Raw genomic sequence first — 16,717 nt, 5'->3', positions numbered from 1 at the left:
TTTATTACTACATTTGCAGATAAACTTAAACTAACTTTTAAATATAAAATAGCAGCTATGGATTTTATCGTTAAAATTCAGAATAAAGAGAAATTTTTAGATAATATACGAGAATCTTTAAATATTGCTTATAAACGATATTTATCTTTAGGTGAAAATATTTCTACTAACATCCTGCAAATAAAAATAGGAGAAAATATAAAAAATATTAACTATGAAGATATTTTTTATTTTGAAACGTCAACTAGGGCTCATAAAATTAAACTACATTCGAAAAATGGTATATATGAATTTTATGGTAAGTTGAAAGACTTGGAAAAATTAGATGAGAGATTTTGTAGATGCCATAATAGCTATCTAATCAACTTGCAATATTTGTTGGATTACAATCCAAAGTGTGGTTACCTTATAATGCGTAATGGACATGAATGTTTAGTGTCACATAGATATTCAAAAAATTTAAAAAGAAATTTAGTGTAATTTATACAAATGTATGGGTGATAGAAATGATCAAATTAGCTTATAACCCTACAAGAATCGATATCGAACTTGAACGCATCTTCAAACATTTGTCTTAAGAAAACATAGATATCAGCAACATAAGGAAATGGCACCCCTGTTAATCTTACCTTAACAGTATAAAGTACCGTCTTCTTGTTACTCTTACTTCTGTCGAAAATGTCTAGAAACTTTTCATTTTCTAACCTATTCTCAAAAAAACAAAAGCGCTTCAAACTCTTGGTACTAAAGGGGTGAGGCGCTTTTTAGTTGATTCAAACTTACTTATGTAAGCTTTACTAAGTCTAGGAGGACAACGCTACAACGTCGATATATCAACGGTTTACAAGTATTATGTTTATCTTGCATTTTAGGCCTATTATCACAGAGTAGTCAGAATGAAAAAATTTAAGTATGAATTTGAAATAAATAAGGGATATTTTATAGGATAAGTTAAATAATATCTTTAGGAGGTGTCGACATGAAACGAGACAAAAAAAATACAGAATTTGCTACAGACGAGCCAACAAAACAATCATTTGCTAGTGGAGCAGACCCAAAAAAACCTAATGGACGCAAAGAATATACTGAAGCCCCACGCCCACAACGTGAAGAAGATCTTATTATGGATGAGAAAAAAGGTAAGTCAACTTCATTATAATGTAAGACAAGTTAGTATTTTTGACCACTCTATTAGAGATGGTCTTTTTTAATTTTCTCCACATCATGTAACCCTATATAAAGATTGAGACCACCCATCATGGAGTGGTGTTTCTACTATTATTAAATACATATTATTTTAATTAACTTATCTCATAGCCAGTATATTATATATTAAAACAAAAAGTAAATTTATGTTTTTTAACCTAATTTTAACCTTTTATTGATAATCTATAGTTGTTTCAACAATTAAATTACTAGGAGGAATAATTATGACAGTAGCAGTAAAAAATTTTAGTAGTATTATGAATCAAATGAGAGATGCTTATACGGGAGAGCAAACCAATGAATTTTCTTTAGCAGCGTTCATTGGACTTCAAGCTCCTTCATTATCAGACGCACCTGATGAATTACAAAAACTAACACAAGAATATCAGGAGAACGTTAATAGTTTTTATGTGCAAGAAGAATTAGACTTAAAAGAAAATGTTAAGCAGTTAGAGAATGATAAAAATCAAACAGCTTTTTTTGAAAATATGCGGAAGAAAAAAGAGGAAGCTTTAAAAAAATCCGAAGACATGATCAATAAATACTATGATTCGTTGATAGATTTTGGTGAAGAGCATCCTGCAGCTCAAACACTCATCCTTACTATTGCTGATAAAGTCGGTGCCTTTATACAAGATATTATGGATAAAGTTTTAAATGTTTTTGTTACTGTTGTGGAAACTGTAAAAAATGCAATAAGTGCTGCTATTAATTTCATTTCCTCTACTTTTAATTCAATTGTTAATACTACGAAAAATTTCTTTTCTAGTTTATTTTAAAAACATTCTTAGCAGGACTGTCTCTGGGCAATCTTCGCTATGTATCATAAAATATCACTTCAGCAATACCTATTGTTTTCTAATAAAAAAGTAGTTATTTATTAGATTGCTTCTCTAAAGATAAAACAGGTGTGAAAGTCTCCTCAGTACTTCACACCTGTTTATTCATTTTAATTTTTAACTATGCAATTCATTATATTTTAATCTAGCACCTCTTTTTATCACGATGCTCTGTATGATAGAGGGGCAATAAATGCTCACCAATAATAAACTCGTGATTTTACTTAATCCCTGAACCCACGATATTTCTGGCTGACTCAAGTTTTAATAGAAGGCCATTGCTCTATCCAGCTGAGCTACTGAGACAACTACATTTCTTCGATTTTAGGGATTCGGTCAAATTACGTTCTAAGACCAAAAGTATCTAATACAAATACAATATCACCTTTTAAGCTATTAATAAAAATCGTTTCGTAAACTCCTTCAACTCATGTGGTTGTTAGAGGTCACATCCCAATTAAAATAAACTTTTTTAAATCCCTGTAAACTAGGGGGCTTGGACATGAAGATATCAAGACTACACTTAGCACGTATTCGCATTTATATCCAAATGTAATTTTGAAATTACAAATAATATAAGCAGTTTATAGTATTAAATTCGTATCACTAATCAAAAAAGCTTGGCAGAAACATTATAAGGCTCTCCAAGCTTTTTCCAGTTGCTATTTTATTATTCCTACTCAATCGTTGCAGGTGGTTTTGATGTTTTACAACCCACTTTCTATGGCTGAAACAATTGCCCGTAATCTATTCACGGCACTTTTTCCATGGGCTAACATATAGGTGGAGTTCTCGGATGCAGATGCTTTGCTTACTAGAATAAGTATGCCTATTTCTTGTTTTGAAAGAATATCAAAAACATCCATCAATTCTTCCAAAGTAGGAGAAATAGCAGTTGCCCTAAGCAAAAGGTATAAATCACGCGCAGAAAGATTACCCAATAGTTCTTGTTCCTGTCTAAACTGAGAAATAACAAGCGTAATAATATCCATCTGTCGCCTTTTTGCTTCCATAAGTCCATCGAGTTTTGAAAGCCCATCTGGAACTTGAAAAATATATGCTATTTCATCTAATGATAATCCCAAGGCATGGGTACTGCGAGCCACTTCAATTAATTCCTCAACTGTGATAAGAGCAAACTTTTTCTTGCGGGCATGATTTCGTATTGTATCGCCACTAAAACTAGCCCCAACGATAGCAACATAATCTGCATTATTTTTTTCTTTATGCATATCAATTGCTACATCACTTATATCGCTATGAGATACAGTTCCCGAACTCTTAGATTTACCGTCAGCAATAGCAATTATATTTTTTCCTTCGCTATCTTTCCAACGAATAATTACATCTGTGTCGCCAGCACCACCAATACGTTTAGCATCGAAGCCCATGTAACAGAATGTTTCGGCAATAGACTCTTCAAAAGCCACCCCCGAAGCTTTTCCAAATGCCATAGGATCCTTTGAAGATTCACCTAATCGATCAAATAATTCATCAGCCATTGTTCGCTCAGGCTTTGCAGCAACAACTGGTTCCTTTGATTCATCCGCATTTGTTTCACCTTCGATGTTAAATACCTCATTAGACAACGGTAAACGGGAAACAAACTGTTTGCCCAATGAGGTCGCTTTCAAGTGCAAATATCGTGGTTCTTCCAGCAAACCTGCTTCAAGCAAAAAGCCAGCAATCCATCTAGCTTTTTCCGTATTGAGTCCATAGTTTTTTGCTTGTGCATAAATATCATTTCGAATCGAATCATTTTCGGCAGCTTGAATCATTTCCCCTACAAAGCGCATATGGCAGTGGAGAATTCTTATGAAATCCAAATCATTTCCGGTTTCACACCACGCTTTGCTTGCTGATGTCGCAATATAAACGTTGCGGCCAACTTCTTCTAAAAGCCCAGCAGCTTTTAAAAAAGGCAACATTGACTCAACACTGCTCGTTTTTAAACTAAATTCATCTTCAACGAATTTAAATAAATCTGCTCTAGAGACACGTTCAAGCGCAAATTGAACAATAATCCTCAAATTATTGATTCGATTCGGACTAGGCACCCAAATGTTATATGTACTGCGCTTTTTGTGATCATCAGGAATATCGAACAGATGCTGTAAAAGTGAAGCAATCTCTTCAGGAGGTTCTGCAATAACAATATCGCTTGAATCAGACTCAAGTAAATCTAAAACATCTGCTGTCACAAGTCGCCAATCGTTGATAGCGCTCTGACCTTCAGGTGTTAATCCCCATTTTCGATTGCCTACGTCTTGTATCAAACCAAGAACTTCAAGCCAATCCATTCTACGTCTAGTATTGCTGAGATTAGCCCAACTCAAGCAAAAAGTTTCACATAATTGCTTGTCAACCTCTTCGATTCTTTTGGCGTATGTCTGTAAAAACACTAATACTTCGCCAAAAAGACGAACTTTATCTTGTATTAAATCGGCCAAATGTCTTTTTGATGAATTATTATAAAATGAACGGCCTGTTTCAGTTAAGCTCAAAATCCCGGCTCGATTACTGACTAGCCCCATACTTTTCAAAAAAGATGCATAAGAACGCCAAGTGTAAGTTTCTGATACGCCATTTATGTCTGGATGTGAATCTAAATCTGTGGCTAAATTATCAGCAACTAACCTTATAAGTTCTTTAATAAGATAGTACCAATCTTGTTTGCTACCTCTAATGTCGGGAATTGCCCAACCTTTTTTTCTCCACTCTATCTTTTGTTGCTGTAAATCTTCAATAAACATACAAAAACCTCCTTTCGGAATGTTATTCTTGAATAAATTATATTATGGTTTCAATATTATTTTTGCCCTTCGTGTTGCAGGGCCATGCAACGTAATAATTCAAATGCCCGAAAACCATTGATTTCCAAGGGTTTTCGGGCATTTGTTTGACAGTCCGTATTATTCCCACTCAATCGTTGCTGGTGGCTTAGAAGTAATGTCATACAATACGCTCACCAACCCATGATACATAAAGATTTTGCTCAATTTATCAAAACAGAAAAATTTGTTATATTCATGTAATTTCTGTCCTCAATTGTAGCAGTTGAACCCCTGTTTTACAACGTTATTATTTTAATAATGGACAAGTCGTTCAATATGAAAGGCGGTGTTATGCGTGTAGTGGGACTGGGTTACATTAGTATATAGAACACTAATTTGATGTTAAGGCAGGGGCTATCCCTATGCTTTCATCTAACATCATTTGACGTTCTCACAGCCCAGTTATATGATGAGTTAAATCCAATAACTGTTGTTGAATTAATTCGTTTTAAAAATAAAATTGTTCCTATTACTTTCTTGAGCATTATGGGAGAAAAAGAAAATGATTTAGAAGTTTTATCTGATTCTCACTCCATAATGTTTTCTTATCTTGTAGTTACATTGAATAAGCATATCATAGAGCCATAAGTATATTGTTTCTACTGTTATATCTTCTAGGTAAGTTACAGCGATAGTCTTGGCAAAATTGGATAGCACCGTATCATAGTCTTTAAGTGTTCGGGGACGATAACCACTCACTTGCATCTGATAATCTGTTATTAATGCTTCTTCAAAGGCTTCAACCACGCTGTAGGCATTTTCTCTCCCTTAATACAAGCTGTTATCCCTGGGGTAGATAAATTGAAGTCTCCATCAAATAATCCCGACTTTTTGGTCATAAAAAAAATCCTCCATTCAATTGAATTGGAAGATAATTTCGGTACGCTAATCACGGAATTTCTTAAGGTAATAAAAAAGGGATTCTGCACCAATGACCGAAGCCCTGACCGAATCCCTAATTTCTCTCAAACCCTTATCCCTAAAGGCCTGAAACCTGCTTTTTAGACGTCCCAGGAGGGATTCGAACCCCCGACCGACGGCTTAGAAGGCTGTGGTAACAGGTTTTTACGCTTTTATACATTACTATAAAACCTGTATTTATAGCTTTTTATCAATCGATAGATTAAAAACTTATTGAATCTTTCCCTCTATTTATACGTTTTTAGATTTATTTGGGCACCTGTTGGGCACCTATCTTTAATCCTTCAATGATACATGATATGCAGTGCTTCAACCTGCTTCACCATCATTGAAACAGCCTTGTACATTACTGGCTCAAACGATCTGCGATGTGGAATAGCTGTGTGTATTGTTGCCATGACCTCACCTGTTTTTGCATAATAAAAAGAACACCATTAAATACTTTTTTGGTGTTCTTGAGTTATAAACTATAAAATACCCTTATTTTTTAAATCATCTCGGTTAATGTAAGTATCTCCGTTGTAAATTTTAAATCGTATTCCATTAAAAGTATTTTCAACATCTTTTTCATTATCCAGATAATCTATGGGCATATCTGGAACTTCGTATATTACATTTTCAACAGTGCCAGTAAGATTGCTAGTTTTAAAGAAGGCCATTATGAAAACGGTTTGATTCCCTACTCGTTTTGCATGTGTAGAGAATTCAATTCCCTCTGAATTCATTTGAAACTCTTTCAATGAAATCCAAAATTTATGCTCAATTCCAGCTTTCGATTCATTGGGTTCTATGTTTTCTAAATCTATATCAATCAATTGATATCTATCCCGAACATTAATACCTTCTTTAACTTCTAGATATCTATCAACTATTCTAGAGGCTTCTTGTGAATATATACCTTGGGTTAACCAATCCTGGTATGTTTCACCGAATGTTTTTGCTAACCAATCTTGATTTATTATACCGCCATTCTGCCCCAATAACCCCTCTAGAGTAGTAATATCTGAGAAAAAACTATATATTTGACTTCTTGTATGAGTATAAGTTTCTCCATCGTATTTCCAACTGATTTTCTCTTTCAAATCTTTTGGCTTTAAATCTTCATAGGTAACACTGTAAGAAGAATAGTTTCCAGTATAGTAAATAGAATAATAATTTTCATATGGATAGCCAATTAACTTTTTATAACCAGAAAATTCCCCTGTTCCATTGACTTCATAAATTTTCCCGAAATCAATACTATCTATATCTATAATAGAATCAAACTGAGTTGAAACGTTTGCTTGTTTGTCAATTATAGCTATGTCTGTATCGATTAAAATGCGCTGGGTGGCACTATCCCATTTAACATCGTGCCCTAAATATTCAGAAATAACGCGTAAAGGCACATAAGTACGATTCGATATTACTTGTGCAGGCGCGATCAAATTTACAACCTTAGCATCTACTAATGCACTATTTTTCCCGATTTCTAAAATTATTTTATGACGATCTTTTACAATTTCTACTTGCTGTTTTGATTGATTCCATTTTGTTTCGCCTTTTAAAGCCGTATTGATAGCACGTATCGGAACTAATGTACTTCCATTAACAACTTTTGGTTGCACGTCCATTTCAACTTTTTCATTTTGGTAAAATACTTCGATTGCGAAAGTTGTAGTAGATATACTCAGTGTTATAACTACAGTGAATACAATTATTAAAATTTTTTTCATAATACCCCTCCTTACACTAATATACCTAAAATGGAGATATTTAACTATGGTTTTTACATAAACATCACTCCTCCCATTCAAAAAACACCCTTTTACGGGCAGTTCATTTTTAAAGGATGCTTTAATAAATTATCGTATATTTATTTGCACTTTATCTTCTTCTTTCTCCATGAAGATACTTATATTTTCTGATGCCTCCACTACTTTATCCGGCATTTCGATAGCAACAAAACCTTTAACAGTTGATAAAGGGCGCACATTTTCATGATGTAAATCACCATCCATTAATGTTACTGAAACTTCATAATCATATTTGTCATTATAAACAGCTTTTAGTGACGCTCCATCCCTTTGTTTCATTAACTCATCAGCTTCTGTTCCATTGTTAATTACGTTAAAATTCAATATTAAAAACTTGTTACCTTCATTAGCTTTAGTTGATACCCGTTCTTTTACAATAGTCTTGTTAAATTCAAATGACTCCAAAGTAACTTCCCAATCTTCTAATTTAAAAGTTTCCCCAATTTCTTTTAGTTCGAATTCTTCATTTTTTTGTTCTATCTTCGATTCCTCTTCAATTTTTTCATCTATTTTATCTCTACTTGTATCATTGGTTGATGAGTCACTTATAGGGTTATTTCCACACCCAGATAAAAACAGACAAAACATAAATAGATAAATTATTAATTTTTTCATTAAAATCCCTCCTAAAAACGATATAGAGATATTTCCTTATATTCTTAATTAATATAGAAAAAGCACCCATTAGGTGCTCTTGAACTTACTTATTTTTATTTTCATTTAAATCATCAGGATAAACAATAGTGTCAAATACTTCTCCATTTGATTCATCTTTAAAATTTACTGAGACTTTATAATCATCAACTTCTGCACCGTTAAATAATTGATAGTACATGCCTGCTAAACCAAGCCCAAAAGATGCAATTGCATCGAAACTACCTTCAAACTTTTCTTTATTTACTGTGAGTGTAAACTCAGAAAAAGATTTGTTATATGCCACATCATTTATAGAAACAAAATCTTCGCTTGTTTTAAGCTCTTCTACACTTTTTACAATTCCTTCTTTTAATTCCTTCATCATCTCTTTGTGCTCGGATTTAGACATTTTATAAGTTAAAGAACCATCATCATTCTTAATGACTTCCTTAATTCCACTATCTTTTGCCTTAGAAATAATAGAATCTATGTCTTGCCCCTCATATAATGTAGCTGGTATTGTAACTTCAACATTTAAAAGTCCTTTATCAACTTTTAATGGTTCTTCTGATGCTTTATCAGCACCATCTGTTTTCTTACCACTATCATCACTCTGGCTACAAGCTACTAACAAAATACCTAACAGTAATGTAAGTGATAAAATAAGCATTTTTTTCATTTGTTCAAACTCCCTTCCCCACCAATATACATGGATAATGGAGGAAATTCTATTATTATTTTCATATTTCTACATTTTTCACTCTTTTCAATGAAAAAACACCCTCAAATAAGGACTTATATTCAATCACAAAAAACACCTCAAAGATTCTGGCTATATATTCATAGCCAGTGAATCCTCAAGGCGTTCCCGTAGGTATAATTAATTCTAGTTTTTAGTTACTAATACTTGATCAGCTTTAACCCATTCTGCGCCTAAATTGTACCAACCATCTTTAGCTGCATGTACTTTATAAGTTCCTGGTGCTAATTGACGTTTAATTGCTCCATTAGGAGAACTATAGGTATTAATAGTAGATGTAACAGTTGCATGGTGGTTAGCAATAGTTCCATAAGCATGGTGAACATAACCAGACCCTACATTATAGAATAGAGTTCCATCAGCTGCATATTCTCTTTGACCATACACTTTGTATTTTCCACCAGCTTCAAGTTGACCGATAATTTCATATCCAACATTTTTAAACACATTTGCTTTCTGAGTAATTGTAATCGTTGCCCAAGTTCCATCATAAGTATGGTAGCTAACTGTTGGTTTGTCCCCGTTTAAATAAGGCATAGGGTCTACAGCCTCTGATTGAGACACTCGTGCTTTTTCATATATTTCAAAGTGCACGTGTTGACCAGTTGAACTCCCACTGTTCCCCATAACACCAATTTTATCACCTTGATTTACAGTTTGACCAACAGAGACACTAATAGATTGTAAATGAGCATAAAGTGTATCATATGTTTTCCCATTAATACTGTGTCGAACTATTACATAGTTTCCATAACCACCATTACATGTATTACCGATAGAACCATTATTAGAACAACCACCAACGGCTTTGTTAATCACACCCGCAGCAGAAGCGTGCACCGGTACATTGGAGCTACTATTTGCAATGTCAACTCCATAATGCATTGAACCACTTCTCATGCCATAAGGGCTTGTATAAATACCTTCAGCTGGTTTTATAAATACCTGTTTCATCAAACATTCTCCTTTTTTGCTTTCTATATTTTAGTAGTATTAGATTGAATACTATATTGATACTCTTTAATTAAGTAATTACCAAAAATATATACTGAAATTAATAGGGAATTAATAGAATAAGCCCATTACCAATTAAGCTAATGGGCTTAAGCTTTTTAATTTATTTCTTCTATAACTTAGGGATTCTTTTTGTATTAATTCAGTGTTGTTATACCACTGTTCATGGCTCCAGCTAAGCCTTGAAGGATACGTGATGCACCAGCTTCTGCTTTCACACCAGTATTAGTTGTAACAATGTTATATGGAAGTGCTGTTGAACCTGCATGGTTAGCAATTGCAGAAGTCAAATTACCAGAAGTCATCAATGTGTGACCACCATACCAAGCTGTTGTGTAAAGGTAAGCTGTTACTGAAGCTGGGTCACCGTTTTGTTCTACGAGAATATTGTACTGTAAATTAGAGTTAGCAATATATTTTGCTTCAGGAATACTCTTAGAAGTGAAGTGTTGATAACCCGCTAAAGCATAACCAGACGTTGGAGCAGATGAACTACCCGGTTCTTTTGAACCTCCAGGAGCTGCGTTTGGACTACCTTGCATAAAGTTAGGAAGACCAATTTCGAACGAACGACCTTCGTTTAAAATTTGAGTGTTGTAGTAGTTCATGATTTCAGCTGCTGTTTGTTGACAAACGTGAGAACTTAAAGCTACTACATTTTTGAATTGAGGAACTTTTGTAGTTAAACCTAGTTCAGCAATTCGGTAAGCACGAGCTGCTAGGTTAAGCCCCCAGATAACAAATGCGTTGTAACCAGAAGAAGGGAAGTATCCACGCATTTGGTCAATATTACCACCGTTATCACCGGCACGACCTGCGCCAATGTTTACGCAAAGTTCAGTTAAACCGTTGTATACACGAGAATTACCATATGATTGACGTAGACGTGTACACATTTGCGTGAACCAAGCGCTTAAGTCCGAATAGATTGCATTACCAGCACCATTAATAGCAGCATTGATAAAGTGAACTGCCCCTAAACCAAGAACCGTACCATTAAGTGCTGTAGTAGCATGTTTTGCACCCGCTAATGAACCAACACTAACTGTTACGCCATTACCATTTGATAAGTTTACGTTTTTGTAACCAGCTTCAGCCTTAATACGATTGTAGAAGTTGCTAACATAACTAGTAAGTAGTGTACGAAGTTCAGTTTGAGTTACTGGGTTAGATGAACTAGCTTGTGTATATGAAGCCATATTAGCTTCTTTTGCTAGAGCTAATGCTGCATAAGCTCCTAAAGCTAAAATTGGGTTTTCTGGACCAATATTGTTTGGGTTAGCTGGATTAATAAATGATTTGTAGTTGATTAAAATCCGGTGAATACGAGTCAAGATTTGACTACGAACTGTGGCAGAAGATGCATTAGAGTAAAGTGATGTCAAGAATAGCAATTGACTTCCAGCACGTTGACGTGTAACTCCTGCTGATTTCTTTAATGTACCAAAAATATCATGGAAGTTAGTTTTTGATCCTGAATCTGCTGCCAAACGTAATGCACCATCTCCCATAAGGTTAGTAAAGATTTTTTCTGCTTCTGTTTTGACTGTAAATGCCAAAGAAATCATCCCCTTTATATTTTATAGAAAGCTAACTTCACTAAGAACATTTGTTCTTGTTTTAACTATAGAACAAATGTTCTTATTTTTCAAGGGAATATATTTATTTTAAGGAAAATAAATGAATTATTTATTGAATTCATATACTAGTACTAGTATAATTAAAGTATAGAAAGGAGGTGAACAAAGTGGATTATGATAAGGTTTTAGCTTATCTAGTCGCAGTCGCTACAGTAATTAATTTGCTGACAGGCTCAGCAAAAATATTCAAGACATGCGAACAGGTAAGCAAAATAAAAAGCGACGCCCCTCTACCAAAGGAAAACGTCGCAAGTAAGCTGTGAAGGAGGTTTGCGCCTCCTTCCCTATAATCTTATCACATCCATTGTATTATGAAAAATATCGGATATGTAGCTGCTTTAGCATTAGCCTTGTATATCTTAACTGACATGGTTGACTGGAGTGAACCAAAGTTTTTTGATGACTTCATGATTGTGACTTACTCACTATGTCTAATTTTAGTAATATTCAACATCGTAATGTATTTCAAGAAAAGGAAGGATTAAAAATGGATAAAAATTCACAAACCGAAGCTAATAAACGTTGGCAGGAGAAGAACAAAGAGCGTTCAAAATATATTAGCGCGCGATCAAGAGCACGTAGCTTTATTAAAAACCACGCTTTAGAGGAAGACTTAGACGAGTTTATGGAATTGATTTTAGAACGCAAACAAATATTAAATGAGATGAAAACAGACCAAGATGGCTTGTAGCTGTCTTGGTTTTTCTTGTTCTGTAGCCACATTTACAATTCTTTTCTATACTATTAAAAGCTCATTTTCAATACAAAAAAGAGCACCAATTTTGGCACTCTAAAGACTCGTAAATCTTCTTTCGTTATTGGAGAGATTGTAATAATTTGAATTAAATAAGTTTGCATTAGGTTCATTAGTGACCTCCAAAGAGATATATTTTTGCTCATCATTCTTTTCATAAGCAAAAATTAAATACTTTTCTATAACAGTGCTCGTTTTTTCTTTTGCTCGCCCACCAATTATAGCACCTAAGGAACCAAAAAGATTATCCCCTGCTATAGCTCCTCTAGCACTACTTACCCAACTTTTTTGAATCTCAACATCTGTTTCTATTAGAATATCGGTAACTTTATTTATATCTAACTCGATTGTGTCCTGAGCCCTTTCAAAAATGACTTTATCTGTGCATCTGTAAACAAATATTTCAGCACCTTCAGCAATCGGTAAAACAGCGATGCTGCTATTAGTACTGTTTGAAGAAAAAATGAAGCAAAATAAGGATTTTTATTTTAGTGATATTGAATCTATTACATTAAATCACCTTTTTCCACGATGGAAAGATAATTATGCTAAACAACATTATAGTGCACGATCATTTCATGATAACTGTACGTATTTAGAGAAACGCATTCTTACTATTTTTGGTGATATCAAATTAAAGTAGATGTAGTGTTTTTTGTAGGTGATTTACAGAAGAAAAAACGAAGATTAGACGGCAAAGAAAGCGAGTTAGCCCCTTCCACTATTCATAATATTTACAAGGCGTTCGCTAGTATTATGAATGTAGCAGTTGAGTGGAATTTAATCGAGGAGAGTCCTTGTAAAAATATAAAGCTACCAAAACTCAAATATGAAGAAGGTAAGGCCTACAGCGAGGAACAAGTTAAATGATTGTTTGAACGATTAAATAATAGAGAGACTGCTGAAAAACGGTTGTTAGTTGAACTAGCCGTGGTAAGTGCTGTTCGACAAGGTGAACTAGTTGCCATTGAAGAAAAACATTTAAACGTCGAAAACAATACCTTATTAATAGAACAAGCTTTAGTTAATTTAACTGGAGATGGAATTATCGTAAAAGAAACAAAAGGTAAAAGAAAACGAGTAGTTACTATTCCTTCCAATATTATGAATGATTTAGTAACGCTTGCTGCAGTGAAAAAATATCAACTAGAAGAGGCTGGCGATGAACGAGTATGGGAAGGACATACTTTTCTTTTTTCAAATGAGTTTGGTAAACCTTATCGACCAGATTCAATAAGTCAGTGGTGGGATCGTTTTATGAAAAAGAATCCCGATTTACCTAGATTTCGTTTTCACGATTTAAGACACACTTCTGCTACCCTCTTAATTCATGCTGGTGAACATCCAAAAGTCATTCAATCTAGATTAGGTCATTCTAATATCACAACTACCATGAATACTTATGGACATCTTTTACAAGAAACGGATCAGCGAGCAAGTTCCCACTTTGATAAACTTTTTGAAGAAAAAGATTGATTTGGGCACCTATTGGGCACCAAACAAAGAATTATACATTCTTGCATAAAAATAAAAAGCCTTACAACCGTTGTGGCTGTAAGGCTTTTATTGACGTCCCAGGAGGGATTCGAACCCCCGACCGACGGCTTAGAAGGCCGTTGCTCTATCCAGCTGAGCTACTGAGACATGATGTCGTTTCTTATGTATTCCATAGGAAGGACAATATTTATTATATGTACTTTATAGCATAATGTCAACATTAATTTTACTATGCAGGCAAGGTTTGCCTCATATTTTTTATCATATGTTGCTACAGCATCCATTATACCATTTCTTCACCCTCTTAACAGGACGGATAGCAAAATATTTGCTACACTATTGGCGATAAAAAAGTAGGAGGTTTGTGGATGTTTAAAGATTTAGTCGTTATTGTCACAGGTGGTGCACAAGGGATTGGTAAGGGTATTACGCTTGCATATGCACAACAAGGTGCAAAAGTGGTGATTGCTGATTTGAATGCAGGCTTAGGTCAACAGTTAGAACAGGATATGCTTGCTCAAGGCTACTCTGCATTATTTGTGCCAACGGATGTGACAAAGGAACAGGATATCATCAATTTAATGCAGCGAGCTGTTGAGCAATATGGGACCATTCATATTTTAATTAATAATGCTGGGAAGTTCCAGCATCAATCTCCCTATGAGGTGACGTTTGATGAGTGGCAGGATTTGTTGCAGACGAATTTAACGGCTACCTTTTTCTGTGCCAGGGAGGCTGCAAAAGTGATGCGGCATAATGCAAAGGGTGGTTCCATTGTTTCGCTGGCCTCAACGCGAGCTGAAATGTCAGAGCCTCATACAGAAGCTTATGCGGCTACAAAGGGTGGTATCATAGCGTTAACACATGCTTTAGCGCGATCTTTAGGGCCAGATCAAATTACAGTGAATTGTATTTCACCTGGGTGGATTGAAACAGGTGATTACGAGGCACTACGGCCAATCGATCATGCGCAGCATTTGTCAGGAAGGGTTGGTCTGCCTGAAGATATTGCACAGGCTTGTCTCTATTTAACAAACCCGATCAATAACTTTGTGACAGGTATTAATCTTACAGTTGATGGTGGCATGACGAAGAAAATGATGTATGAAGCGTAATTTTGTTGTCTCTTCTTTTCTTTCTTGTTCTTCATACTCCGAGATTCCTTAGAGTATGCTACTGTAGGAGAAAGAACAAGAAGGAGTGAAGCCTTGTACCCCTATTCAAATGGTTTTTCATTAAGCCAGCTGTATCATGCTCCCTATACGCAGTATACGGCTCCGATTCGTCACTTTTTACAGTCAAATGATTACCGACGCTGTATTAGTAAAGGCGAAGCAGACTTTATGGCTATGAACCGCTTACTTTGGATGGAGCATGTGAATTGGACACGGATGACTATTATAAGCATTGTGTTTAATTTGCCTGATTTACCCTTTGTGCAGCAGCGTTTGCTACGCAATGCAACCGATTTAGGGAATTGTTTACGCCCCTTTTATGGTGACTCCGTGGCGGATCGTTATGCAGCTTTAATTAAAGAGCATCTGGTAATTGCGGCTCAATTAGTGACAGCTGCTGCGAAAGGTGACGCTACCACAGCGGAAGCTAAAGAGAGGGAATGGTATCGTAATGCAGATGATATTGCTTTCTTTTTGCATACAATCAATCCATACCTAACTAGAGAGGCCGTACAAAAAATGTTTTATACGCATTTAGCTTTAACGAAAAATGAAGCTGTCACGATGATACAAAAAGATTATCAGGCTGATGTAGAGGTATTTGATGAAATTGAAGCAGAGGCACTTGCGATGTCAGATATGATAGCCAGCGCCATCGTTATGCAATTTTGTTACCTCTTTTAATGCAAAAATCTTGATGGATTTATGATCATTTTATGCTCAACTGCTGGAGGAAAAACTCTCGCTGTTTTGTTTTTAGCATAATGAGCACGAGGCTGCATGCCCTGAAGTTTCCCCTTCATAAAAGAGGCTAATGTATTGCTTTCAATCGTTACGTTGGCTCTTTTTAATTCCCATGGGGAGTGGTGAATATCAATGCGAAAAAGTGTATCCTTCCATTTCGCCCATGAATGGTAGCGCTCTACAATCCATCGGTCAAAATTAGTATTGGTCTTGTCTCCTATTGTATAAATAACCCTCAATCTTTCGTCACATGCTTTGTAATGGCTTGTGTATGAATAGTGATTCCCTCTTTGTTTTACTAGGATGTTGGAATGGCGATATGGCAAGCTACCTATTGCCGTAATTTTTGATAAGAAATTATTCGTCACATCTAAATGAAAAAAATAGATGCCTTTCATGCCGTTATACTCCACATATGTTCGGACATTCAATTGTAAATAGGTATTCATCCCCGGAAGAGGTGGTAGAAAGCGTAGCCGATGTCGATAAACTTTAAAAACTACAGCACTAAGCCAGGCATTTTGTTCAAAGAGATCGAGCTTCAGTTCTTTAGGTACATGTTTTTCAAGTTCTTGAGGGGCTATCGGCCAATGTAAAAATAGAACATCTTGCCATGTTTGAGTCATCATCCACATAGTAAAACTCCTTTCTAATCACTAGTTTTTCCTAGAAAGGAGTTCTTCAAACAAACGGTCTATTGATTTTGCTCAGCAGACTCTATTTCGACATAACGATAATATAAGTTTCGTAATTCAGATTCTTTATATAAGCCTAAATGACTTTTAAATTGAGGATGAACCATTATTCCATGAGCACGTAAAACTTTGACAAACCAACCCTTTGAATACTTATGCACCGACCTTATTCTCCTTTATTTTTATTCATACATAGAATATGCGTT

17 protein-coding genes and 1 tRNA gene are annotated in these 16,717 nt (G+C 35.0%); 8 read left to right on the top strand and 10 right to left on the bottom strand.

Going from position 1 to position 16,717, the window contains the following annotated elements; translation table 11 throughout:
- The 3 genes from VK91_RS14295 to VK91_RS14285 form a co-directional block, all read left to right on the top strand.
- Positions 1-480: LytTR family DNA-binding domain-containing protein (locus VK91_RS14295; RefSeq protein WP_048393712.1), on the top strand; the 480-nt coding region annotated here is incomplete at its 5' end.
- Positions 481-979: 499 nt separating this feature from the next.
- Positions 980-1,159, top strand: coding sequence for a hypothetical protein (locus tag VK91_RS14290; protein ID WP_048393711.1), 180 nt, complete (start codon positions 980-982; stop codon positions 1,157-1,159).
- A gap of 271 nt (positions 1,160-1,430) precedes the next feature.
- Positions 1,431-1,985: a hypothetical protein gene (locus tag VK91_RS14285; RefSeq protein WP_048393709.1), complete on the top strand. Its 555-nt coding sequence runs from the start codon at positions 1,431-1,433 to the stop codon at positions 1,983-1,985.
- Between the two features lie 767 nt (positions 1,986-2,752).
- Here VK91_RS14285 and VK91_RS14280 read toward each other — a convergent pair.
- The 7 genes from VK91_RS14280 to VK91_RS14255 all read right to left on the bottom strand — a co-directional run bounded on the left by VK91_RS14280 (position 2,753) and on the right by VK91_RS14255 (position 11,574).
- Positions 2,753-4,798: a restriction endonuclease gene (locus VK91_RS14280; RefSeq protein ID WP_048393707.1), complete on the bottom strand. Its 2,046-nt coding sequence runs from the start codon at positions 4,796-4,798 to the stop codon at positions 2,753-2,755.
- Between the two features lie 159 nt (positions 4,799-4,957).
- Positions 4,958-5,029 carry a hypothetical protein gene (locus VK91_RS23340; RefSeq protein ID WP_156181905.1) on the bottom strand — a complete coding sequence of 24 codons (72 nt, stop codon included), beginning with the start codon at positions 5,027-5,029 and terminating at the stop codon, positions 4,958-4,960.
- Positions 5,030-6,267: 1,238 nt separating this feature from the next.
- A complete protein-coding gene (locus VK91_RS14275) occupies positions 6,268-7,515 on the bottom strand; it encodes a stalk domain-containing protein (protein ID WP_048393706.1) in 1,248 nt (415 codons plus the stop codon).
- A 129-nt stretch (positions 7,516-7,644) separates the two neighbouring features.
- The gene (locus tag VK91_RS14270; protein WP_053075718.1) at positions 7,645-8,211 is read right to left on the bottom strand and encodes a DUF4352 domain-containing protein; all 567 of its coding nucleotides are present in this window, start codon (positions 8,209-8,211) and stop codon (positions 7,645-7,647) included.
- An 85-nt stretch (positions 8,212-8,296) separates the two neighbouring features.
- Complete coding sequence (locus tag VK91_RS14265) at positions 8,297-8,911, bottom strand: hypothetical protein (RefSeq protein ID WP_048393704.1); 615 nt, start codon at positions 8,909-8,911, stop codon at positions 8,297-8,299.
- 207 nt (positions 8,912-9,118) lie between these two features.
- Positions 9,119-9,946: a M23 family metallopeptidase gene (locus tag VK91_RS14260; RefSeq protein WP_048393702.1), complete on the bottom strand. Its 828-nt coding sequence runs from the start codon at positions 9,944-9,946 to the stop codon at positions 9,119-9,121.
- Between the two features lie 197 nt (positions 9,947-10,143).
- On the bottom strand, positions 10,144-11,574 hold the full coding sequence (locus VK91_RS14255; protein WP_048393701.1) for a hypothetical protein: 1,431 nt from the start codon (positions 11,572-11,574) through the stop codon (positions 10,144-10,146).
- A 179-nt stretch (positions 11,575-11,753) separates the two neighbouring features.
- Between VK91_RS14255 and VK91_RS22740 the strand changes: the two genes are divergently transcribed.
- The 3 genes from VK91_RS22740 (at position 11,754) to VK91_RS14235 (ending at position 13,876) form a co-directional block, all read left to right on the top strand.
- Positions 11,754-11,909, top strand: a complete 156-nt coding sequence (locus tag VK91_RS22740) for a hypothetical protein (RefSeq protein ID WP_156181904.1) — start codon at positions 11,754-11,756, stop codon at positions 11,907-11,909.
- A gap of 224 nt (positions 11,910-12,133) precedes the next feature.
- On the top strand, positions 12,134-12,337 hold the full coding sequence (locus tag VK91_RS14250) for a hypothetical protein (protein WP_048393700.1): 204 nt from the start codon (positions 12,134-12,136) through the stop codon (positions 12,335-12,337).
- Positions 12,338-13,270: 933 nt separating this feature from the next.
- Positions 13,271-13,876, top strand: a complete 606-nt coding sequence (locus VK91_RS14235; protein WP_048393693.1) for a site-specific integrase — start codon at positions 13,271-13,273, stop codon at positions 13,874-13,876.
- A 94-nt stretch (positions 13,877-13,970) separates the two neighbouring features.
- Here VK91_RS14235 and VK91_RS14230 read toward each other — a convergent pair.
- Positions 13,971-14,044, bottom strand: a tRNA-Arg gene (locus tag VK91_RS14230).
- A 221-nt stretch (positions 14,045-14,265) separates the two neighbouring features.
- On the opposite strand from VK91_RS14230, the gene VK91_RS14225 reads away from it, so the two are divergent.
- Both VK91_RS14225 and VK91_RS14220 read left to right on the top strand, forming a co-directional pair.
- Complete coding sequence (locus VK91_RS14225) at positions 14,266-15,012, top strand: SDR family NAD(P)-dependent oxidoreductase (protein WP_048393691.1); 747 nt, start codon at positions 14,266-14,268, stop codon at positions 15,010-15,012.
- Between the two features lie 93 nt (positions 15,013-15,105).
- On the top strand, positions 15,106-15,756 hold the full coding sequence (locus VK91_RS14220; RefSeq protein WP_048393689.1) for a hypothetical protein: 651 nt from the start codon (positions 15,106-15,108) through the stop codon (positions 15,754-15,756).
- On the opposite strand, the gene VK91_RS14215 is transcribed toward VK91_RS14220, so the two are convergent.
- A complete protein-coding gene (locus VK91_RS14215) occupies positions 15,753-16,451 on the bottom strand; it encodes a YqjF family protein (RefSeq protein WP_048393687.1) in 699 nt (232 codons plus the stop codon). The two genes, VK91_RS14220 and VK91_RS14215, sit on opposite strands and share 4 nt — an antisense overlap.
- 59 nt (positions 16,452-16,510) lie before the next feature.
- Positions 16,511-16,672 carry a DUF2639 domain-containing protein gene (locus VK91_RS22505; RefSeq protein WP_016991537.1) on the bottom strand — a complete coding sequence of 54 codons (162 nt, stop codon included), beginning with the start codon at positions 16,670-16,672 and terminating at the stop codon, positions 16,511-16,513.
- Positions 16,673-16,717: the final 45 nt, after the last annotated feature.

This window comes from Lysinibacillus sp. LK3 (assembly GCF_001043675.1).
In the GTDB taxonomy this organism is placed as follows: Bacteria; Bacillota; Bacilli; order Bacillales_A; family Planococcaceae; genus Lysinibacillus; species Lysinibacillus capsici.
The sequence above is the reverse complement of the archived record's forward strand: the minus strand, read 5'-3'. Positions and strand labels throughout refer to the sequence as shown.

Bases quoted from the DNA above. Each gene is read 5' to 3' on its own strand.
- VK91_RS14290 (WP_048393711.1), top strand. From the start codon at position 980: ATGAAACGAGACAAAAAAAATACAGAATTTGCTACAGACGAGCCAACA.
- VK91_RS14285 (WP_048393709.1), top strand. From the start codon at position 1,431: ATGACAGTAGCAGTAAAAAATTTTAGTAGTATTATGAATCAAATGAGA.
- VK91_RS14280 (WP_048393707.1), bottom strand. From the start codon at position 4,798: ATGTTTATTGAAGATTTACAGCAACAAAAGATAGAGTGGAGAAAAAAA.
- VK91_RS14275 (WP_048393706.1), bottom strand. From the start codon at position 7,515: ATGAAAAAAATTTTAATAATTGTATTCACTGTAGTTATAACACTGAGT.
- VK91_RS14270 (WP_053075718.1), bottom strand. From the start codon at position 8,211: ATGAAAAAATTAATAATTTATCTATTTATGTTTTGTCTGTTTTTATCT.
- VK91_RS14265 (WP_048393704.1), bottom strand. From the start codon at position 8,911: ATGAAAAAAATGCTTATTTTATCACTTACATTACTGTTAGGTATTTTG.
- VK91_RS14260 (WP_048393702.1), bottom strand. From the start codon at position 9,946: ATGAAACAGGTATTTATAAAACCAGCTGAAGGTATTTATACAAGCCCT.
- VK91_RS14255 (WP_048393701.1), bottom strand. From the start codon at position 11,574: ATGATTTCTTTGGCATTTACAGTCAAAACAGAAGCAGAAAAAATCTTT.
- VK91_RS14250 (WP_048393700.1), top strand. From the start codon at position 12,134: ATGGATAAAAATTCACAAACCGAAGCTAATAAACGTTGGCAGGAGAAG.
- VK91_RS14225 (WP_048393691.1), top strand. From the start codon at position 14,266: ATGTTTAAAGATTTAGTCGTTATTGTCACAGGTGGTGCACAAGGGATT.
- VK91_RS14215 (WP_048393687.1), bottom strand. From the start codon at position 16,451: ATGTGGATGATGACTCAAACATGGCAAGATGTTCTATTTTTACATTGG.